A 22456-nucleotide genomic window follows, 5' to 3' on the forward strand; every position below is an offset into this window, starting at 1 on the left:
ATGGCGCGGCTGAAAATCCAATCCCGGCTTGTCAAAATCTTCTTGGCCCTGTGCTTCATTTTCCTCACGATAAAGGCGTGCAGTATGGACAGCAACGTAACCAACCCGTATCCCCGCAATGAGGTTCTCCCGTTGTTCGATCCTCATATGCCGTCGTTCGAATGCAAAGTTGAAACACATCACGTCCCACCAGTCGACGCCGAAGCACAGGCATGGTTTCTCGGGGCTCGCGCGCTGGAAGATCCAGAGATTTATGTTGACGATCGCGATTACCCGGGAATTGTTCAGTTGACCAGGCTGGCCGCTGAACGTCGCCATTGGAAAGCCATGCTCAATCTCGCCAGCCTTTACATTGAGGGGCGCGATGCAACCAAAGGTGTCGAAGACGCTGTCCAACTGGTCGAGGCGGCAATGCGGCTCGGCATTCCAGCAGCGTACGATCGTATGGGAACGTATTACATGAACGGTACCGGAGTTCCAGCTGATGCCACCACAGCATTCGCGTTCTGGCAACGTGCAGCACAGATGGGAAATCCACAAGCCATGACACACTTGGCGGGCAAGCTTCGGGCTGCCAAAGATAGCGCGGTTCCCGGCTACTGGGCTAACATTCCTGTCGCAGTAAAAATGCTCGAATGTGCACTATCCCAAGGCTACGGACCAGCTGCGGCCATCTTGCAGCACCTGTACCTTTACCCACGCTCACCTGAGGGCCAACAGATCGGCAGTCCCACGCAGGAAACACGCGCTCGTACCTTGTCTGTCCTGCACGAGGGAGTAAAACACGGCTGCGATATATGCGCTTCGGAGCTGTACATCGAGTTTGATCACCCGTTCGATCTGTCGGAGATGATCCCACCGTTTATCGATAAGGCTCGTGGCGAGCGCTACCGCATTTTGGGAGACGCCCTGGAGTTCAATCCCGACCTCCGTTTCCCCAACCTCGACCAGGTCCTTCCCCTGCCCCCCGCAAACCTGCCTACGTGGAACGGCGACACCAACACGCTGATCGAAGCGGCAAAGGGTAGCTGCCTTCCAGCGCTCCACGGTAAAACGGTCACGCCATCGCAAAAGGCCGCTTGCAAGAACCTCGACCCCGTATTCCACCTGCGCCGTACAGGCGAAAGAACGCAGGAGAAAACGGCGCCGTTCGCCGGCTATTGGCAACCGCAAGCGCCCGACGCTCCGGATGCCATCCAGAAAACCGTAGCAGCCATGTCGCCAGCCCTGTATGCGCGAGGGGAGCGCTTCAGTGTCCCTCATGTGTACGAGCATGTCGGCAAGCCGGTCGGCTCATGGCTGGTGTGGGAGTACTGGCTCACCATCGATGCGGACGAGGGCGAAGTCCGGCCGCGCGCTGCGCGTGGACTCGCACGGAGCATGGACCATCCAGCACCACTTCGATTCTGTGGCAACGATCTGCCCTGCCCCGCCACGGGCATCTGGCAACCCTGGATCGTTCCCGGACATCCCATGCAGCAGATCGTCAACGTCTATTGGCGGCAGGCCTGGGTTCGCGAGGGGCAATCGTTCCCGCATCCCCAGCGCGACTGGCTCCTCGACCTGCCGGAAGAATTTATCACCTGGCACTTGCTGGATAAGGGAATCGATATCGATGCTGATCGGGACGCGTGATTGAATCTCGGGCAACGACGCGTTCCAAATACCGGTCACGGCAATAACTGTGCACGAAAAAACTGGGGACGTACCCCTGTTTCCAGGCATCTTTCCTGGAAACAGGGGTACGTCCCCAGTTTTGCTGCGCGTCAAGCTCAGTAGTTGACCGGGTAATCCTTGGCAAACTTCGCGCCGGAGAATGCCCTCTTCTGCGTCCAGTCCTGCGCCGGTGCGGTCCAGTAGCTGTCCGTGGCGGGCAAGCCGAGCGACAGGAAGCCGGCGGAGGCGATGTACATGCTGCCGTTGTTCGAATACCAGTCGCCCAGCTCCGGCTGGTGGCCCATGAAGCCGATGGTCAGGTAGCCGTCGCTCGTGAAGTTCGATGGCGTCGTCCAGATCGCGCGGTGGGCGGCGTCCAGCGCGGCGCGCACCTGGCCTTCGGGCAGCGATTTCGGCAGCTTCTTGCGCCACGCGAGCAGCGCCAGCGGCTGGAACACGGCGGTGCGGTACGTGAGCGAGCGGCCGACCGGCGGCCACGTGCCCTGCGGCGAGATGAAGCGCTCCAGGTGTTCGCCGAAGCGCTGCATGCGCTGGTAGGCCTGCGCCAGCAGCTCTTCCGGCTTGCCGTTCCAGAACGGTCCTTTTTTCGCCGCCAGCACTTCGAGGATTTCCACGAGCATCGGGTACATCACGTACGACGAGTAGTAATCGAAGTGGAACGCCTCGCCATCCTTGATCCAGCCATCGCCCACGTACCACTCGTTGACCTTGCGGATCGCCACGTTCATCCGCATCGGGTCGTGCTCCTCGCCGATCGACAACAGGAATGCCTCGTTCATCGCGGCGAACAGCAGCCAGTTGATGTATGGCGGCTCGATGCGCCGCAGGCCCTTGATCTCGGCGACGATGCGGCGCTTCGTCGTCGCATCGAGCGGCTCCCACAGTGCCTTCGGCGCGCGCATCAGCGCATTGGTGAAGTAGGCCGAATCGACGAGCGTCTGCCCCGGCCCCTTCCACAGCAGGTAGTCCGGGCTCTTGGGATCGACCGAATGCACATAGCTCTGCACCGCCAGCTCGCGCAGGCGCTTGCGGGACTTGCCTTCGGCCGTGCCGTCATCGGGCAGCTCCAGCCATGGCGCCACGCCGGCGATCAGCCGCCCGAAACACTCCAGGTACGTGACACCCTTGTCGCGGCCATCCCACGTGGGGCTCACTTCGAGCTGGAAGGTTTTCTTCAGTTGACCCTTCGCCATGTTCGCAAGCACCGGTTCGGCCATCTTCTGCATCAGACCGAGCTGGAAGGCGCGCGCATCGGCGGGCGACGACGACACCGAGCCTGGCTGGCCCGCCGCCAGCGCATCGCCGCCGCCGGCCAGCAGTGCCGAGGTACCCAGCGCCGGTGCGGCCGCCAGGCCGCGCATGAAGTTACGACGTTCCATCAATTGCCTCCTTTATCGATCAAGCGCACCATCTCGGCCCCGGCCAGCAGGAACGCCCCCACGCCGAAGTGCGCGGTCGAATTCCTGTCCACCACCTGGCCCGGAATCGCCCGGTCGCCGATCGGCTGCACGTAGCCCAGCCGGCCATCGTCCTGTACCGCCACGGTGGTCAGGTATTTCCAGCCCTTCTGCGCGGTCGGCAGGTATTCGCCCTTGTCCAGCAGGCCGTTGTTGATGCCCCACAGGTAGCCGTACGTGAAGAACGCCGTGCCGCTCGTTTCCGGGCCCGGTGCATGGGCGGGATCGAGCAGGCTGCGCGTCCAGTAGCCGTCGGCCTGCTGCGCCTTCCTCAGCGATGCCGCCATGTCGCGGAACATCTGCTCGTACTCGGCGCGGTGCGGATCGTCCTTCGGCAGATCGTCCAGCACGCGCGGCAGCGCCGCGAATACCCAGCCCACGCCGCGCGACCAGAAGTCCTTGCTGCCGTTGACGCTCTTGTGCTTCGGGTAGACGTAGCGGGCATCGCGGTAGAACAGCTTCGCGTCCTCGTCGTACATGATCTTGCGCGCGTGCGCAAAATACTCGTGCATCTTGGCCAGGTACTGCTTGTTCCCCGTGATCGAATACATGCGCGTCATCACCGGCATGGCCATGTACAGCCCATCCGACCACCACCAGTAATCGTCGTTCGGGGTGCTCATCTGGTATTCCATCACCTCGCGGGCGCGCGCGATCTTCGCCGGGTCGGGCTGCAGCTTGTACAGGTCCGCGTAGACCTGGAAGCACGTCTGCCAGTCGCCGAACAGCACGAATTCGTCGGTCTCGCCATACGTGTACTTCCACTTCGACTTGTCCGTCGACTTGGCGCCGATCCACTTGTTGTGCTCCGCCCAGTCCTGCGTATAGCGCAGGTAGGCCGCGTTCTTCGTGATCTTGTAGGCTTCCAGGTTGCCGGTGTGGTAGGCGGCCACGTTCCAGAACGGCCATTCCTGCGCCGGCGTCGTCTTTTGCCAGTAGCCGTTCACCTTGTCCATCGCGGCGACGACTTCCGCCCTGCCCTGCTGCGCTTTCTCCTGTTGCCCGGCTTGCTGCGCGGTCTGCTGCTGCGGCGCCCTCTGCTCCACCGCGCACCCCGCCAGCACGAACATGGCGGCAAGCAGCATGCTCATTGCACCGTAGTGATTCTTCAATTCATGCTTCATCGATTCCACTCCTTCGGTTTGAACGCCAGCACGCGCACCATCGACGGCGCACCGCGTGCCAGTCCTTCGCCATCCGCCTGCCGCACATCCTGCACGAACAGGTTCAATTCCCCCGTGCGCCGCCAGCGCTCCGGGTCCAGGTTCGGTTCCCACGCGCCGACCGGCGTTTCGGTCAGGTCGCGCACCGTCCAGCTGCCGCGCGCGATGTCGACCAGCGCCGCCGATACGCGGCTGCCGCGCTCCTCGTCGCGGAACAGCAGCAGCGCATGGGCGCCCCGTGCGTCGACGACGAGCTGCGGCCGCGATACCGGAATCGCCTTCGTGCCCATGCCGGACAGCGAGAACGGCGTGCGACGGAACGGCAGGTCCAGCGTGCGCCAGCCCTTGTCACCCAGGTGGACGATGCGGTACTGCGGCACCGCTTCGCCGACCTTACGCCAGTACGTGGCGATATAGGGCCGGCCGGCACCGTCCGCAGCCATCGATGTCTGGTTGATCAATTCGCTTTTCTGCGGCACGCGCGCCGCCACCTCGGCGGTCGCCTCCGTGACGGGCAGCGCCAGCTTGCGGCCGGTGCTGTCTTCCCACGTGACGCCACCGTCCCGCGAGCGCGCATAGGCGATGTCGTGGTTGCTGGCCACGTCCGGCGATTCGCGCCACGTCCACGACACGTGCACCGTGCCCTGGCCGTCGACGGCCGCCTGCCAGTAGGCGTTGCGCTTGCCCTCGCCGGAAATGAGATTGTCGTGCAGCCGGGTCCACCGTTTCGCGGCCGGGTCGTAGCGGTTGACGACCAGGTTGCCCCGGCCGGAACCGCCGTCGCGGTACAGGAACAGCATGGCGCCGCCCGCCAGCGGGTGGAATTCGGGATAGGTGACGGAGCGCTCGTCGCGCCCGGTCATCGGCTCTTCCGTGCCCAGCGCCAGCGCGTGGGGGGCAATGCCGCGGGCATAGCGCAGCCGGCCGTTGTGGTGGTCGAAAGCCACGTGCAGCACGCCCGTGGCGTCGAGCCCGATGCTGATGCTGTTGTGGGCATCGCGCACATTCCCCCTGTACTGCGTCGGCGACAGTTCCCAGCGCTTGGCGTCCAGCTTGCGCCGGCCCAGCACTACCCGCCCCTCGGCATCGTAGAACGCGATGAACTGCCATTCGCGGTCGCTGACGAGCGCGTGACGCCGGAAGATCACGGCATTGACGGAATTGTCCGCCCAGCCCGGCGCGACGTCGATGACGCCGACGTCCGCGCCGGGCTGGCCACTGCCCGCACAACCGGCCAGCAGCGCCGCACCAAGCATCGCCGCCAGCACGGTACCTCGGTACGTTCCCCGCATCAGAGCGAACCGCGGATGCCGATCTTGATCGTGCGGCCGTCGTACTTGGCGTAGTCCATCCGGGTCTTCTTGCCGCTGCCGAACACGCCGTTGGCATCCTCGAAGTAGTCGTACGCCAGCGTGTTGGACAGGTTCAGCGCATCGAGCCGCAGTTCCAGCTTGTCGCTGATCTTGTAGCTGATGTTGCCGTCCAGGTAGCCGCGGGCGGCGCGCCAGCGGATCAGGTCATCGCCGTTGTTGCGCGGGTTGTCGCCGTGCAGCGAGCGGCCCTTGTAGTTCCACGACAGGCGCACCGCCAGCGGGCCCCGCTCATAGTAGCCGGTGGTGCTGTAGGCGAACTTCGGCACCGAGTTGACTTCGATCTCGCGGCCCCCGTTGGTGATCCAGCGCTGGCTGTTGAACGGATCGATGTGCGTGAAGCTGGCCAGTGCGCCGAAGCCCTTGAACGGATCGGGCAGGAAGTCGAAGGCCTGCTGGTAAGCCAGCTCGTAACCCTTCAGCACCTGCTTGCCCGCGTTCGAGTACGTGCGCAGCGTCATCGGCAGGTTCGGATCGATGCGGCCGTTGGCATCCTGGAAGATCGGGCCCAGCGCCGTTTCCGGCAGGCCCAGCGAACCGAAGGTCACGTTCTGCGTGGTCGATACCGTGGCATCCGTCAGCACCTTGCGGAAGTAGCCGGCCGACAGCAGGCTGCCCGGCTTGAAGTACCACTCCAGGCTCGTGTCGAAGTTCTTCGACTGCTGCGGCTTCAGGTTCGGGTTGCCGGCGGTGGCCGTGTTGTCGAACTGGTTCGGGATGACGGTCTGCGCGGCGATGATGCCCAGCGATGCGCGGGAAATGGTCTTGCCCCACGAAGCACGCCACATCAGGGTATCGGTCACGTCGAAGGCGGCGCTGACGGCCGGCATCACGTTGCTGTACTTGCCCTCTTCCTCGTTCGGCACATACGCGTTGTTGGCGCCGGCCTGCTTGAAGTTGTCGATGTAGGTCTTGGTTTCGGAGTAGCGCACCCCGGCATTGAAGCGCAGTTCGCGGCCGAATACCTCGCCACGGAAGTCCGACTGCACGAACGCGGAACTGACCTTTTCCTGCGCGGTGAAGCTTTGCGCCGGCGTGAACGTGGAGTTCGGGTTGTATTCGAGCGGATTGAACGTGGAATATGTGTAGCCGCGGTCGAACGTGCCCCAGGCGCCCGGCCAGCCGCCGCCCATGTCCAGGTTCGAGATCGGCAGGTTCGACGTCATGCCGGCGCGCAGGCCGGCATTGCCCAGCTGGTTCAGCCGCGCCGTGGCCAGCGAAGTGCCATTGCGCTTGTCGATGCCCTTGGTGGTTTCCACGAAGGAGAAGCCGCTCTTCATCTTGCCGGTCCAGCCGCCGGGCAGCTCGTACGAATACTCCGCCGCCGCGCGTGCCTGGCGGCCCTTGTCGAACTCCTTGGTCCAGCCGGTGCCGATCTGGAAGCCCTGGAAATTGTTCGGGTCCGTGTAGCTGGTCGGCGACGACATCGACGGGTACACGTGGTCGTCGCCATAGTCGATGGTCGACGTGATGCCGAAGATCTGGCCGGACAGCGTGCTCTGGTACGACAGCGCGCTGCTGTTGTTGGCGCTGGCCTGGGCGGTAAACGTCAGCTTGTCGCTGGCCTTCCAGGTCAGGTTCAGCGCACCGTAGCCGAATTCCGTTTCATCGTCGGCATAGGTGACGCCGCTGCTGTACGAGGTGTTGCCGAAGGTACCCTCCAGCAGGTTCGATCGGGGGTCGATGCTGACATTGAGTGGAATGAAGCCGTTGTTGCCGTTCTGGCCGGCCGGCGCATTGCGGTTGGTGGTGCGGCTGTTGCGCACCAGGATGCCGAAGTACATCTCGTCGCGCTCGTTCTTCAGCTTGGAGTACAGTGTGTCGAAGCTGATGTTCAGGCCACCGTTCTTGTACTGCAGCGATGATACGAGGCCATCGCGGGTGCGGTCGTTCTGCGAACCGTAGAAGCGGTAGATGCGCGGCAGCAGTGCGTTGTCGATCTGGTCGCGCGTGTAGCCGCCCAGGTTGGCCAGCGGCGAATCGTAGTCGAGCGACACGGCGAAGTTTCCGCGCAGCGGAGTGCGGCTGCCGTTGGCCGAACTGTTGTAGCCGCCGGTGGCTTCGAAGCCGGAGCGGTTGTTCTTGCTGCCGGAATGGGAGCCGCCGCCCAGGAAGCCCCAGTTGCCCCAGGTGTTCGAATACAGCGCGAAGCCGGCCGGGTTGAAGCGCTCGGACATCGTGTTGTAGCCCGCCGTGAGGCCGTAGCGCACCTGGCGCTTCGGACTGTCGAACGGGCGCGGCGTCTGCAGATCCACGATACCGCCCAGGCCACCCTCGGTCAGTTCGGCCAGCGGCGACTTGTAGAAGTCGATACGGCCGAACAGTTCGGACGCGAACACGTCGTAGTTGAAGCCGCGCGCGGCACTGCCGATCGTGCTGGTCGACGTGGTGTTCACCGGTGCGCCATTGAGCGTGGTGACGGAGTATTCGGTGGGCAGGCCGCGGATCGATATGCGCTGGCCTTCGCCCGAGCTTTCGTCGCGGTTCAGGATCACACCCGGCACGCGCTGCAGCGATTCGGCCACGTTCGCCTCGGGGAACTTGCCGATGTCTTCCGCCACGATCGAGTCGCGCACGCCGATCGCCTGCTGCTTCAGGTTCAGCGCCTTCTGCAGGCTGGAACGGAAGCCCGTGACGACGACGGTGCTGACCGGATCCTGGCTGGCCGGCGCCGCGGGGGCAGCGGCGGACGTGCTGCCCGTGGTCGATTGTCCCGAGGCGTCGGGCCCCGGTTGCGCGGTTTCCAGCGGCGTGCCCGCGTCCACCGCGGCGGCTGCCTCCTGTGCACTGGCATGGGTGCCGTAGGCCGCGGCCAGCGCCAGCGGCAGCAGGGTGGCGAGAAGCTTCTTGTTCATCTCCGTCTCCGATTTAATATGGTTATCTCGATGCCACGAGTATGGTCACGTTACCACAAGCCTTTCGCGAGAAATCGCTCATGAAATTGAGCGGTTTGGTGCTCCATCCATAAGTCTTTGACTTCATTGAATAAAGTACGAACACCGAAATTGGTCGATGTGGTAACGTGACCACATTCCCGCCGCAACCTTGCCTGCTCTGGTACAGTCGGGCCTCCCGAACAGCCCACGCATACCGTCCATGCGCAAGTCCAGCAAGCTCAGTGAAGTCGCCAAGATCGCCGGCGTATCGCCGATCACCGCGTCGCGGGCGATCCGCGGCGTGGGCTACGTGTCCGAAGCGGCGCGTGCCCGGATCATGGAGGCGGCCGCGCAACTGAACTACACGCCGGACATGCTGGCGCGCCGCATGCGCGGCGACAAGAGCAACCTGATCGGCGTGTTCGTCAACAACTATGGCTCGCTCGTGCTGCACGAGGTGACCCGCGCGATCAGCGCGGAAGCCAGGGCACGCGGCTACGACATCCTGCTGTTCAACGCCGAGAGCTTCGACAGCCCGGCCAGGGCCGGCACCGTGGACATGCTGAGCAAGCTGTGCGACGGCCTGCTGCTGGTGATGCCGAGCGGCGCGGACGGCTACCTGGACGTGCTGGCACAGCACCACATGCCCTGCGTGCTGGTGCACTACGACGCGCGCGACGTGCGCCTGCCGGTGGTGGCGCTGGAAAACCGCAACGGTGCCCGCCTGGCCGTGGAGCACCTGCTGTCGCTGGGCCACCACCGCATCGCCTTCATGGCCGGCACCACGGCCACCGGCCAGAGCGCCGAACGCGAGAAGGGCTACAAGGATGCGCTGCGCGGGGCCGGCATCCGCGTCGATCCGGCGCTCGTCGTGGGCGGCGCGTTCAACCAGGCCGCCGGCAACGCGGCGGCGCAGCAGTTGCTGGCCCTGAAGCGGCCGCCGACGGCGATCTTTGCCGCGAACGACGAGATGGCGTATGGCGCGATCGACGCGATCCACAGTTGCGGACTGAAGGTGCCGGCCGATATTTCCGTGATCGGCTTCGACGATATTCCCCTGTCCAGCCACGTGTTCCCGCCACTGACGACGATGCGCCAGCCGCTGAATGAACTGGCGGCGCGCGCGGTGGGCGATGTGGTGACGCTGGCCCAGGGGGGCGCGGTGCCGCCGGCGAAGGTGGCCTTCCCGATGGAACTGGTGATCCGGCAGTCGACCGGGCCCGTCGCCGCGCAATGACCGGCAGTGCCGTCACCGTCCCGCCCTCCCCGTCCGCCGCGGCCGGCGAGCGGGATGGCCGTGACGGCGGCGCGCCAGGCAGAAAAAATACCTTGATGGCGCGCGCCGGCCTGGCCGCGCTGGCCGGCATGCTGGGCTGGCTGCTGCTGGGCGACCTGGGCCTCGCCATGCGCGACCGCGCGGCGCTGCCCTCCGGCCTGGAACTGCTGCGCGTGGCCGGCGCGTCGGACACGGCCACGTCGCTGCTGCTGTCGACCGTGCCGGCGCTGCTGTCGATGTTCGTCGTGCCGCTGGTGGGCTGGCATTCGGACCGCCACCGCGGCCGCTGGGGCCGGCGCCGTCCGTACCTGCTGGCGGCCGCGCCGGCCGGCTGCGCCGCGCTCGTGGGGCTGGCTTACTCTCCCGCCCTGGGCGCGGCCGCCGATGCCCTGCTCGGCGACCTGTCGCCGGGCGCGCAGGTCTGCCGGCTGGCGGCGTTCGGCCTGTTCTGGACCTTCTTCGACTGCGCCGCGCTGTGCGCCCTGTCGCTGTTCACGGGACTCGTCAACGATGTGGTGCCGTTCGGCTGGCTGGGGCGCTTCTATGCGCTGTTCCGCATCATCGGGCTGGGCGCCGGCATCGTGTTCCACCGCTGGGTATTCGCGCTGACGGACCACTACCTGGCCGAGATCCTCGTCGCCACGGGCGTGCTGTTCGGCGGCTGCATCGCGGCGATGTGCGCGGGCGTGCGGGAACCTACGGCACCCCCGCCGGCGGCACGCCCGCCGGCCCCTTCGTCGGCCCTGCGCCGCGGCCTGCCGGCCGGGTTCCTGGCCCGCCCGAACCTGTGGGCCATCGCCATGTTCGTTTGCGCCGCCATCACGTTCAACCCGTTCAACACGTTCTACCAGTTCTTCGCGCATGCCAGCGCGGTACCGAAAGCCACGCTGGGCATGCTGACCGCGATCGGCTATGCCGTATCGATCGGCTCGGCGTTCGCCATCGGCTGGCTGGTCGACCGCTGCGGCGCGATGCGCATTTCCGCCGCCGTCATGGCGGCCTATTTCATGGTCGCGGCGGCAGGCACCGTGGTGGTCGACGATGCGGCCAGCTTCCAGGCCGTCTACCTGTGCCATGTGATCGTTTCGGGCGCATGGTGGACGGCCGCCGCGTCGATGCCGATGGCGCTGTTCCCGCGCGAGCGCTTCCTGCAGTTCAACGCCACCAAGGATTTCGTCGTCGTTACCGGCATGATCGTCGTCGGCATCGTGCAGGGACCGCTGCTGGACCTGTCCGGCCACGACTACCGCCTTACCCTGGGCTGCGGCGCCGTGTTCGCGGCGCTGTGCCTCGTTTGCCTGGCGCGCCTGCGCGCCCTCCATCCCGCAGTTCACTCCTCAGTTCATTCACCCACCGCCAGAAACCCATGATCAACCAGCCATCCCGCCGGCGCGTACTGCTCGGCACCGCGGCCGCCGTCGGCAGCACCATGCTGCCCCCGCTCGGCAGCGCCGCATCGCAGTCCTCCTCTCCTCACCGTTTCGCCGTGGGCGACAACGACTTCCTGCTGGACGGGAAGCCGCTGCAGATCCGCTGCGGCGAAGTGCACTTCGCCCGCGTGCCGCGCGAATACTGGATCCACCGGCTGAAGGCGATCAAGGCGATGGGCCTGAACGCCGTGTGCGCCTACCTGTTCTGGAACTACCACGAGTGGCGCGAAGGCCGCTACGACTGGAGCGGCCAGCGCGACGCCGCCGAATTCTGCCGGCTGGCCCAGGCCGAGGGCCTGTGGGTGATCCTGCGCCCCGGCCCCTACGCCTGCGCCGAATGGGAAATGGGCGGCCTGCCCTGGTGGCTGCTGAAGAGCCCGGGAGACGCGTTCTTGCGCACCCGCGACGAGAACTTCGTGCAGCCGGTGCGGCGCTGGATGCGCGAGGTCGGCCGCGTGCTGGGCCCGCAGCAGGTCACGCAGGGCGGGCCGATCCTGATGGTGCAGGTCGAGAACGAATACGGCTTCTTCGGCGAAGACCTGGAATACATGCGCGTGATGCGCAAGGCGCTGCTGGACGGCGGCTTCGACGTGCCGCTGTTCCAGTGCAATCCCACCAACGCGGTGGCCAAGACGCACATCCCCGAACTGTTCTCGGTGGCGAACTTCGGCAGCGATCCGCAGCGCGGCTTCGCCGAACTGGCCAAGGTGCAGAAAGGCCCGCTGATGTGCGGCGAGTACTACTCGGGCTGGTTCGACACGTGGGGCGCGCCGCACCGCACCGGCAGCGCCGCCAAGGCGGTGGCCGACATCGAGGCGATGCTGGGGGCGAACGGCTCGTTCAGCCTCTACATGGCGCATGGCGGCACGTCGTTCGGCCTTTGGGGCGGTTGCGACCGGCCGTTCCGGCCCGACACCACGAGCTACGACTACGATGCGCCGATCAGCGAGGCCGGCTGGGTGGGCGAGAAGTTCGACGCCTACCGCGCCGGCATCGGCAAGCACCTGCAGCCCGGCGAAAAGCTGCCGCAAGCGCCGGCCCACATGCCGGTGACGACGATCCCCGCGTTCACGCTGGCCGAGACCGCACCCGTGTTCGCGAACCTGCCGTCGCGCGTGATCCGCGACATCACGCCGAAACCGATCGAGCAATACGACATCAGCCGCGGCGTGATCGCCTACCGCGTCACCCTGCCGGCCGGCCCGGCAGCGACGCTGGAAGCGGCCAAGGTGCGCGACCTGGCATGGGTATTCATCGACGGCAAGCAAGTGGGCACGATGGACACGCGCTACCGCCGCTTCCGCGTCAACCTGCCGGCACGCACCACGACCACCACGCTGGAAATCCTGCTGTACACGATTGCGCGCGTCAACTTCGGCGTGGAGATCCATGACCGCAAGGGCCTGCACGGCCCCGTCACCTTGCGCGTGAAGGGCAAGGAAGCCGTTGCGCTGGAAAACTGGGAAATCCGCGCGATCGACTTCGATGCGGACGGCGTGCTGCCGCCGCTGGAATTCAAGCCCGGCAAGGCGAAGGGTCCGGCATTCTGGCGCGGCAGCTTCGAGGCCGCCACCGCCGCCGACACGTTCCTCGACATGACGACGTGGGGCCAGGGCATCGTATGGATCAACGGCCGCTGCCTGGGCCGCTACTGGAGCATCGGCCCCACGCAGACGATGTACCTGCCCGGCCCGTGGATCAAGGCGGGGCGCAACGACATCGTGGTGCTCGACCTCACCGGCCCGCAGGACAACCGCATTGCCGGCGTGGCGAAACCCGTGCTCGACCGCCTGCGTCCGGAGCGCGACCTGGCGCGTCCGCCGAGCACGGCACGCCTGGCGCTGCAGGGCGTGAAGCCGGTGCACGAAGGCCGCTTCCAGCCGGGTGGCGCCACGCAGGACGTGCCGTTCGCGCAACCGGCCAGCGGCCGCCAGCTATGCATCGAGGCGCTTGATGCGTTCGACGGCAAGCCGTTCGCCGCGATTGCCGAACTGGCATTGCTGGGCAAGGATGGCAAGACGCTGAACCAGACGCTGTGGACGATCGCCTATGCCAGCAGCGAGGAGGCATCGAAGGAGGACGGCACGGCGCTGAACGCGATCAATGGCCAGAACACCGACTTCTGGCACTCCGCCTACAGCAAGTCGGCGGCGCAGCCACCGCACCGGCTGGTGCTCGACCTGGGTGCGCCGTTCGACGTGGCCGGCCTGCGCTACACGCCGCGCCAGGGGCCGGACGGCGTGACGGGCCGCATCCGCCGCTACCGTGTCTACGTGGGCGACACGCTCGTGGTCGACAACGGCTAAGGTGTTTCCCTTGTAGCCGCTATTGCAACAAAGTGTAATCCGGCCGCCCCGCGGCGGACGGGCCGGATTATGCTATCCCGATACCGACAAGGAGTATGGACATGGCCTACGATGCGATTCCCTACCTTCCGCTGCTCGACGTAGCGGACATGAACGATGCGCGGCACCTGTTCTTCGGCCCGAGGCTGGGCGACGATGGCTACGACAACGACGCGATTTATACCAGCACCGCGCCGGGTGAAGGCGCCTTCCCCGTGTTCAGCTTCACGGCCGTCGAGGGCGCGCTGTACACGGTCACCTCCGAAAGCTGGTTCGATCCATATCACCTGGTGGTCTACGACAACGCCGGCAACCCGATCGCGGAGGACGACGGCTGGGGCCCCGCCGGCCAGGACGGCCTGAGCTTCATCGCGCCGTACAGCGGCAAATACTACGTCGACGCCTCCTGGCAGCAGGCCACGGCGCCACGCGGCGGCGTGGAGCTGGCGATCCTGGAAGAGCTGGACACGGTTCCCGTGCAGCTGGGCCAGGGCACGGCGAACGACGACGAAATCACCGGCACGGCCACCAGCGACGCGCTGTACGGCAATGCCGGCTGGGACCTGCTGATCGGCGAAGGCGGCAACGACCTGCTCGACGGCGGCAGCGGCACCGATACCGCCTGGTACGAGGGCAACCTGGCCGACTATGACGTGGTCACGACGGGGCACCGGCTGTTCGTCACCGATACCGTCGGCCTCGATGGCGCCGATACGCTCGTCAATGTCGAGCGGCTCGATTTTGCCGACGTGGCACTGGCGTTCGACGTGGACGGTAGCGCCGGGCAGGCTTACCGCCTGTATGGCGCGGCGCTCGGCCGCTTGCCGGACGAAGTGGGCTTCGGCTTTCACATCGCTCACCTGGATGCCGGAATGGCGCTTCGCCAGGTGGCTGCGGGGTTCGTCGCATCGCCCGAGTTTCGCGACCTGTACGGCGCCGCGCCTTCCCACGCGGCGGTCGTGACGGCGCTGTACCAGAACGTGCTGAACCGCGAGCCGGAAGCGGCCGGCCTCGAACACTGGGTGGACATCCTCGACTCCGGCCGCGACACGCTTGCCGGCGTGGTGCTCGGCTTCAGCGAGAGTCGGGAAAACTACGACAAGCTGGTGGGCGTGATGGAACAGGGCATGGCCTACCAGGTCTGGGGATAGCCCCAGCCTGGCGACCCGTCTATTTCGCTGCCGTGCGGGGAGCCTGCCCCGCAGCGTAGCCGCGGCCCGTGGCGGCCCAATAGATGCCGCCATACAGGTGATGCCTGAACACCGGATCGCCGTAGGTCGCCGGCAGGTGCCCAAGCGCCGTGTAGAACGCCCGGCCGCCATCATAGTGCTGGTACCAGCTGATGGGATGGAACGCGCCCATCCCCTTGCCTTTGCCCGTCTCCGGCCGGTACGTGGATTCGTCGACGGACAGCAGGTAACGCAGCCCCTTCGATTCGGCGGCGCCGTATTCGTACCACTCCTCCGTCACGAGCGTGCGGGGCGCGAAGCGCTCCATGCCGGGGAAGTTCGCGTCCTCCACCTTCAGCACCGCCGACTGCACGGCCGGGTGGGTGACGAACATGTGGCCCACGAGCCGGCGATACCACGGCCAGCCATGTTCCGTATCCGCCGCCGCGTGCACGCCGACATAGCCGCCGCCGGCGCGCATGTAGCGCTCGAACGCGCGCTGCTGTTCCTCGTCCAGCACATCGCCCGTCGTCGACAGGAACACCACGGCCTTGTACTTCGCCAGTTCCTTGTCGTTGAAGACGCGCTTGGCATCCTCGGTCCAGAACACGTTGAAGTCATGCAGGCGCCCCAGCTCGCGCAGCGCCGCCACGCCCTCGTGGATCGACTCGTGATGCCACCCCGCCGTGCGCGAAAACACCAGCACATCGAACTGTGCCGCCAGCGCTGGCACCGATGCCAGCGTGAGCAATGCCGATACAGCAAGTTTCATGTCCCCTCCAGAATATTTCCCAAAACCGGGGTCAGACCCCGTTTTCAGGAAAGTTTTATAAATGCCCGGCAGTCGAAGTCCCCCGCCGTTAACAAAATTGCCCAGACCGGGGTCAGACCCCGGTTCTGGGCAACTAATTTCCTGAAACTGGGGTCTGACCCCGGTTTCAAGATATCTTACTTCGGCAAGGCCAGCGTGGTGCGGGACGTGATGGCGTCGGAGGCGCCGCCGAGGGTGAACTCGTAGGTGCCGGGGCGGCGCTGCCAGTCGCGGGATTTCGGTTCCCACACGGCCAGCATGCGCGGGTCGACGGTCACGCTGACGGACTTGCTCTCGCCCGGCTGCAGTGCCACCTTGTCCCAGCCCGCCAGGCGACGCGGGGCTTCCCAGCCGGCGGCCTTGGCGGAGGCAGAGGTCGGGCCCACGTACACCTGCGGCACGGCCTGGCCGGCGCGCTTGCCGGTGTTGGCGACCGTGAACGACAGCACCACCTTGCCGCCATCGTTGCGGGCCTTCAGGTCGCGGTATTCGTACGTGGTGTACGACAGGCCGTGGCCGAACGCGAACAGCGGCTTCTTGCCGGTTTTCTCGAACCACTTGTAGCCGACGGCCGCGCCTTCGATGTTGTAGTCGGTGGTGAAGCGGCCATCGCGGCTGGTCGGGTCGCCGTCGATCTTCGGCCGCGGCAGCTGGGCTTCCGAGGCGGGGAACGTGGCGGCCAGGCGGCCGGACGGGTTGACTTCGCCCGTCAGCAGGCGGGCGATCGCCTCGCCGCCGGCGGAGCCCGGGAACCACGCGGCCAGCACGGCGCCCACGTTGTCCAGCCATGGCATGGTGACGGGGTTGCCCGTCTCCAGCACGACCACGGTACGCTTGTTGGCACCGGCCACGGCGGCAATCAGCGCATCCTGGTTGTCCGGCAGGGCCATCGATGGCGCATCGAGGCTCTCGGCCGCCCACTGGGTCGCGAACACGATCGCCACGTCGGCGCCGGCGGCGGCCTTCGCGGCGGCGGCGGCATCCTTGCCGTCGACGTATGTGACGCGCGCCTTGGTGCGCGCCTGCAGCGCCTTCATCGGCGACGACGGCAACCAGATGATCGGGCCCGGGAAGCCCTTCGGCCCCTCGCCTTTCACCGCGCTGCCGCCGTGCGGGTGCACCTGCGCCGCGCCGCCGCCCGAGATCACCGCCTTGTCGGCATGCCCGCCGATGATGACGATGGACTTCACATCAGCGGTCAAAGGCAGCACATTGCCGGCGTTCTTGAGCAGCACGCTGCCCTCTTCCGCCACCTGCCGCGTCACTTTCGCGTGGGCCGCGAAGTCGATCTTCTCGGGTTCGACCTTCGGCTGCGGGGCGTCCATCAGGTTGTTGGCATACATGGCGCGCAGGATACGGCGGGCCATGTCGTCCAGCCGCTCTTTCGGCACATGGCCGTTGTCCACCGCTTCCTTCAGCGCCGGGCCGAAGTACATCGACTTGTCGAACGGCCAGCCGGACTGCTGGTCGAGGCCACCATTGGCGGCCTGCGTGGTCGAGTGCGTGGCGCCCCAGTCGGACATCACGAAGCCCTTATAGCCCCAGTCCTTCTTCAGCACCTGGTTGAGCAGCCAGTCGCTTTCGCACGCATACACGCCGTTGACCAGGTTGTATGCGCACATCACCGAGCCCGGATCGCCCCGCTCGATCGCGATGTGCATCGCCAGCAGGTCGGACATCTGCCCGGCCGGCTCGTCGATCTTCACGTCGATCGTGTTGCGGTTGGTTTCCTGGTCGTTGAACGCGAAGTGCTTGATCGTGCCGACGATGTTGTTCGACTGGTTACCGCGGATCTGTTCGCCCGTGATGATACCGGCCAGCAGCGGATCCTCGCCCGCATACTCGAAATTGCGGCCATTGCGCGGATCGCGCTGCAGGTTCACGGCGCCGCCCAGGATCACGTTGTGCCCGGACAGCCGCGCCTCGCGGCCGATCATCGCACCCGCCTCGTATGCCAGCTTCGTGTTCCAGCTGGACGCCGTGGCCATGCCGGACGGCAGCGCCGTCCGTTCGCGTGGCGCGGGCGATGGCTGCGTCGCCACGCCCAGGCCCGCGTCGGTCTGCCACTGCGGCGGGATGTTCAGCCGCGGCACGCCCGGCACATAGCCGGCCGTGTACGGAATCGCATCCTTCGGCGGCTTGACGCCGGCGAATTCGGCACCGAAGTAGCCGAAGACGAGCAGCATCTTCTCCGCCTGCGTCATCTGCGCCACGGTATCCTGGGCACGCTTGTCTGGATCGGGCGCAGCGTGCGCCGCGCCGGCAAAGGCCGCCGCCACGGCGACGGCCAGTACTTTCTTCATCACCACCATTACAGTTTCACCGTCACTGGTTTGCCTTCATAAACGATTTCCTTGTCGGACGCGTCGAACGTTTCCGAGCTCGAAACACCCGGCTTCACGAAATGCACGCGGAACGTGCGCTTCGCCACCATGCCTTCGTAGCCGTCGCCGCCGCGCTGGCCGATCGTCAGCGTGCCCTTCTTCTCGTCCCACGACAGCGGGATGCGCGAGTACTTGCCGCGCTGGTAGTCCTCGGTCACGCCGTCATCCTCGTAGAAGCTGAACTGGCCATTGGCGCCCGTGTATACCTTCAGCGTGATCGGCGCGTCCGGCTTCTCGTCGACGTACTGCGTCACGGGACCCATCGGCACGATCGAGCCGGCTTTCACGAACAGCGGCATGCGCGTTTCCGGCGCAGCGGCCGTCACCGTGCGGCCGCCCTGCAGGCGCTCGCCGGTATGGTAGTCGTACCACTGCGCGCCCTTCGGCAGGTACACCTTGCGCTCGCGGGCACCGTACTCGGACACCGGCGCCACCAGGAAGGCATGGCCGAACAGGTATTCATCCTTGATGTCCTTCGAGCCCGGGTCGGTCGGGAAGTCCATCACCAGGCCGCGCATGATCGAGCCTTCGTCGAAGTAGGTGCTCGACGCGGTCGCGTAGATGTAAGGCATCAGGCGATAGCGCAGCTTCAGGTACCACACCATCGAGTCGCGCATCGGCGAACCTTCCGGCGCGATGTTCTGGATTTCGCGCTTGACCACTTCGCCGTGCGAGCGGAACAGCGGCGTGAATGCGCCGAACTGCCACCAGCGCAGGTTCAGCTCACGCCATTCCTTCAGGTCTTCCGGCTTGATTTCCACGCCGCCGATGCCGCGGTTTTCCTGCGCCGAACCCAGTTCGCCGCTCTGGAAGCGGGTTTCCTGCGCATAGCCGCCGATATCGTGCGTCCAGTTCGGCACGCCGGACATCGTCGAGCCCACGCCGGCCGAGATCTGGTCGTACAGGTTGTTCCAGCGGCCCACCGTGTCGCCGCTCCACGTGGCCACGTAGTTGCGCTGCACGCCTGCGAAACCGGAGCGCGACAGGATGAATTGCCGCTTGTTGGGCTGGTCGCGTTTCAGGCCGTCATACAGCGCCTGGGTCTGCACCAGGCTGTACGAGTTGAAGGTGATTTCGCCGGGACCGTAGACGGTCGGGCCGATCAGCCCCTTGAAATCCTCCAGGCGCGAGTTCGACAGCACGTCCGGCTCGGTATTGTCCAGCCACCACGCGTCGAAGCCCAGGTCGACCAGCTTGGTCTTCATCTGGCGATAGTAGATGTCGCGGGCTTCCTGCGTGTACGGCGAATAGTGGCTGTTCTTGTAGCCCGGGCCGACCCAGTCCAGCGCGCCATCCTCGACGTTCTTGGTCCACATGTGGCCCTTGGCCTTCAGTTCCTGGTAGTTGTCCGTGTTCTCGTAGAACTTGCCCCAGACGGACAGCATGATGCGCGCATTCATCTTGTGCACCTGATCCACCATGCCCTTCGGGTCGGGGAAGCGCTTCGGATCCCAGTCGTGCGAACCCCAGCCGTTTTCCGGCCAGTAGAACCAGTCCTGCACGATGTTATCGAGCGGCCAGCCGTTCTGGCGGTAGGTCTTCACGGTGTCGAGCAGCTGTTCCTGCGTCTCGTAGCGCTGGCGCGACTGCCAGAAGCCATAGGCCCACTTCGGCATCAGCGGCTGGGTACCCGTCAGCACGCGGTAGCCGCCGATCACGTTGTCGATGCTGGTGCCGCGGATCACGTAGTAGTTCAGGCCTTCGGCGATCTCGGACGAGAACTGCAGCGAGTGGCGCTCGGCTTTCGGCAGCGGATTGTTGTGCGCCACGTAGATCATGCCGCCTTCCGGCTTCCACTCCAGCTTGAAGTCCACCGGCTTGTTGGCGCCGAAGTTCACCTCGAAGTTGTGGTACCACGGGTTCCAGCCCTGGCGCCACACGTCCATCACCTGCTTGCCATCCACGGTCAGCGTGGCATAGTCGGACGAGTACAGCTTCATCTTGTGCACGCCGGGCTTGTCGCTGGCCAGCTTGCCTTCCCAGACGACCTTCACGTCCTTCAGTTCCTTCAGCGGCTTGAGTTCCTTCGGCCAGAACTCGGCGACGTCCTTCAGGTACTGGTAATTGATCTTGTCTTCGCGGCGCTCCAGCGCCAGCTTGCCGCCGATGTAGTAGCGGGCGGTCAGCGCGCCTTCCTTGCCGGCGGCGTCCGTCAGCTTCAGGTCGCGGCCGATCGGTCCGTAAGGGCGGGCATCGCCGAAGCGGGTGATGCCGTTGTTGTCCCACAGGATGCCGTAGTTCTTGTCGGAGACGACCAGCGGGATCGCGATGTCCATATTGTGCTGCAGGAGATCGACGTCCTCGCCGTTCAGGTTCATCTGGTTGTTCTGGTGCTGGCCGGTGCCGTAGAACGCATCCTTCGTGCCGTAGTTGAAGCCCTGCTTCACGGCGAAGTACGGCTTCCCGCCCACGGAGACGGGCTGCATGTCCTCGGCGTCCTGCTTCAGGAACACGGCGCCGCCTTTATCGGCGAACTGCACGCGGCCGTCCTTCAGCGACACGGTGGCCACCAGCTTTTTCGTGCTCAGGGAAACGCTGTCGCCGCTCTTCTTCACGTCGAACGTGCAGGCGCACGGCTTGGCGATCGTCATCAGCGACGGCGTCAGTTCCTTGCCGGCCTGGTCCACTTTCACGACGTGGACGATGTTGTCGGCCATGACCTGGAGGCGGATCTCCTTGACGTTGCCACCTCGTGCGCCATTGTCCGGCGCGATCGTCACGCCGGTGGAAGTCTGCTGGAACGTGCCGGCCCATGCCGGCGCGCCCGCCGCCACCATCAGGCATGCCAGGCTCACTGCTTTGATATTCGAGTTGATCATTGATAGGTCCCCAGTTTGATTTTGAGTACGAAAGGCTTGGCGCCGAAGTTGAGGCCGTAGTCGGTCTGGTCGCCGTTCCACACGCGTTCCATCACCCACTTGCCATCGGCATACTGCCCCTCCTCCACGCGCGCATACATCGACGACTTGCCGGCATTGCGGCCGGCCGGGTCGAACTTGATGCGCGCATTCTGCGCGACGACGATGAATTCGTTGTCGGCGATCTGCGCGATGGCCAGGCCGCCATTCGGCTTTTCCGTGCCTTCGATCGGATCGTTCTTTTCCATCGAGTCGCCGAACTGGCGCTGGCGGAAGCTCACGGTGGCTTCCCAGCCGTTCAGCGCGATGTCCTGCGGCTTGCGGTCGTCATGTTCGAACACGCCGCGGGTGCGGCCTTCGAAGCCCCACTTCGCCCATTCGCGCATCATCGGCCGGAACGCGCCGTACACCTTGCCGAACGGCTCGGTCATCGTCCTGTCGGTGGCCTTCGATCCCAACGGGTAGTTGGAGAATGCAAAGTAGTCGATGCCGAACGGCGCAAAGCCGATCCCGCCCTGGCCGAACACGGCGTAGGCCACCCGCGCGAAGTCTTCCGAGTTGCCGATTTCCGGCACGAACAGCGGATTGTCCCTGGTGTGGAACTGTTCGAGGGTTTTGGCGATCTTGTCCGACTCGTGCAGATAAATGTCCGGGCCGGCCACGTCGATGTGCGGCGCGGCCCCTTCGTAGATGCCCAGTACGTCGTAGGTCGGCCCGCCGCTGGCGAAGTTGCCCTTCCATGGCGCCAGCGGTTCCACCGGATCGCGCAGCGCGTTGTTGACGAACATCGGCAGGTCGTAGACGGCACGGCCGGCCTTGGCGATTTCCTCGATGTAGTTGGCCACCGCCCACGTGTGGAAATACTGGTCCGCGTAGTCGCCGTAGACTTCCTTCCATGTACCGGAGCGCTTGCCGGCAACGGGGGATTTCTGCTTCGCCAGCACGGCGGCCGGCACCGGGGCGTTGAACGCCTTCTGCGCGGCCGGGCTATGGTCGCGCACCAGGCCGTAGGTGCCCACTTCGTTCTGCACCTGCACCATGATGACGGTTTGCCTGTCGCCATCGATGGCCTTCAGGTGTTTCATGAACTCCACGAACGCGCGCTTGTCGGCCTTCAGCGTTTCAACGGCATGCGGCGAGTGGCTGTAGCTGCTCTTGCCCTTCTCGTCCACCATGCGCGGGAAGCGCTTGTTGTCGAACTTGACCCACTCCGGCAGGTAGGCCGGCGCGGTGTTCTTCCAGGTGCCGAACCACAGCAGCACCAGGCGCACGTCCTTGTCGCGCGCTTCCTTCACCAGCGTGTCGACGAAGCTGAAATCGAACTTGCCCTCGACAGGTTCGACCTGCTCCCACGCGATCGGGATTTCCAGCGTGTTGGCCTGCGCATCGGCGACGGCGGCCCACACCTGCGGCAACGCCTTCGGGTAGTTGCTGGAATTGTGCGCCTGCGCGCCCAGGATCAGGTATGGCGCGCCATCGACCATCAGCGCATGGCGGCCATCCTTCGATACGACGCGCGGCAGTTCGGCGGCGATGGTGGAAGGGCTTGTCAACCCCGCCACCATCGCCATCGCCATCGCCATCGCGCACGCACCGGCAGCCAGCGTTCTTTTCAACATCGGCTCAGCGTATGCTTTCAT

13 protein-coding genes are annotated in these 22456 nt (G+C 65.4%); 5 read left to right on the forward strand and 8 right to left on the reverse strand.

Annotated elements, in window-relative coordinates; translation table 11 throughout:
• Positions 1-1635 carry an SEL1-like repeat protein gene (locus ACY65G_RS00905; protein ID WP_464995497.1) on the forward strand — a complete coding sequence of 545 codons (1635 nt, stop codon included), beginning with the start codon at positions 1-3 and terminating at the stop codon, positions 1633-1635.
• 137 nt (positions 1636-1772) lie between these two features.
• Here ACY65G_RS00905 and ACY65G_RS00910 read toward each other — a convergent pair whose 3' ends face one another.
• The 4 genes from ACY65G_RS00910 to ACY65G_RS00925 are packed head-to-tail and all read right to left on the reverse strand — an operon-like array spanning position 1773 to position 8522.
• On the reverse strand, positions 1773-3056 hold the full coding sequence (locus ACY65G_RS00910) for a DUF2264 domain-containing protein (protein ID WP_464995498.1): 1284 nt from the start codon (positions 3054-3056) through the stop codon (positions 1773-1775).
• Positions 3056-4258 carry a glycoside hydrolase family 88/105 protein gene (locus ACY65G_RS00915; protein ID WP_464995499.1) on the reverse strand — a complete coding sequence of 401 codons (1203 nt, stop codon included), beginning with the start codon at positions 4256-4258 and terminating at the stop codon, positions 3056-3058. Before ACY65G_RS00915 ends, ACY65G_RS00910 begins: the two co-directional genes overlap by 1 nt.
• Positions 4255-5589, reverse strand: coding sequence for a BNR repeat-containing protein (locus tag ACY65G_RS00920; RefSeq protein ID WP_464995500.1), 1335 nt, complete (start codon positions 5587-5589; stop codon positions 4255-4257). The genes ACY65G_RS00915 and ACY65G_RS00920 overlap by 4 nt, the downstream gene beginning before the upstream one ends.
• A complete protein-coding gene (locus tag ACY65G_RS00925; RefSeq protein WP_464995501.1) occupies positions 5589-8522 on the reverse strand; it encodes a TonB-dependent receptor in 2934 nt (977 codons plus the stop codon). Before ACY65G_RS00925 ends, ACY65G_RS00920 begins: the two co-directional genes overlap by 1 nt.
• Before the next feature lie 241 nt (positions 8523-8763).
• Here ACY65G_RS00925 and ACY65G_RS00930 point away from each other — a divergent pair, with 241 nt between their 5' ends.
• The 4 genes from ACY65G_RS00930 to ACY65G_RS00945 all read left to right on the forward strand — a co-directional run bounded on the left by ACY65G_RS00930 (position 8764) and on the right by ACY65G_RS00945 (position 14745).
• Positions 8764-9780, forward strand: a complete 1017-nt coding sequence (locus ACY65G_RS00930) for a LacI family DNA-binding transcriptional regulator (protein ID WP_464995502.1) — start codon at positions 8764-8766, stop codon at positions 9778-9780.
• A 95-nt stretch (positions 9781-9875) separates the two neighbouring features.
• Positions 9876-11189 (forward strand): MFS transporter, encoded by a 1314-nt coding sequence (locus tag ACY65G_RS00935; protein WP_464995890.1) that lies wholly within the window; start codon positions 9876-9878, stop codon positions 11187-11189.
• Positions 11186-13555, forward strand: a complete 2370-nt coding sequence (locus ACY65G_RS00940; RefSeq protein WP_464995503.1) for a beta-galactosidase — start codon at positions 11186-11188, stop codon at positions 13553-13555. The genes ACY65G_RS00935 and ACY65G_RS00940 overlap by 4 nt, the downstream gene beginning before the upstream one ends.
• Before the next feature lie 101 nt (positions 13556-13656).
• Positions 13657-14745, forward strand: coding sequence for a DUF4214 domain-containing protein (locus ACY65G_RS00945; protein ID WP_464995504.1), 1089 nt, complete (start codon positions 13657-13659; stop codon positions 14743-14745).
• A gap of 19 nt (positions 14746-14764) precedes the next feature.
• Here the strand turns inward: ACY65G_RS00945 and ACY65G_RS00950 are convergent, their stop codons facing one another.
• From ACY65G_RS00950 to ACY65G_RS00965, 4 genes are all read right to left on the reverse strand, one after another.
• Positions 14765-15535: a ThuA domain-containing protein gene (locus tag ACY65G_RS00950; RefSeq protein WP_464995505.1), complete on the reverse strand. Its 771-nt coding sequence runs from the start codon at positions 15533-15535 to the stop codon at positions 14765-14767.
• Between the two features lie 176 nt (positions 15536-15711).
• Positions 15712-17877 carry a beta-glucosidase gene (locus tag ACY65G_RS00955; protein WP_464995506.1) on the reverse strand — a complete coding sequence of 722 codons (2166 nt, stop codon included), beginning with the start codon at positions 17875-17877 and terminating at the stop codon, positions 15712-15714.
• Positions 17878-17885: 8 nt separating this feature from the next.
• A complete protein-coding gene (locus ACY65G_RS00960) occupies positions 17886-20777 on the reverse strand; it encodes a glycoside hydrolase family 31 protein (RefSeq protein ID WP_464995507.1) in 2892 nt (963 codons plus the stop codon).
• Positions 20774-22456: a GH35 family beta-galactosidase gene (locus tag ACY65G_RS00965; RefSeq protein WP_464995508.1), complete on the reverse strand. Its 1683-nt coding sequence runs from the start codon at positions 22454-22456 to the stop codon at positions 20774-20776. Before ACY65G_RS00965 ends, ACY65G_RS00960 begins: the two co-directional genes overlap by 4 nt.

This window comes from Pseudoduganella sp. jia 12 (assembly GCF_055502675.1).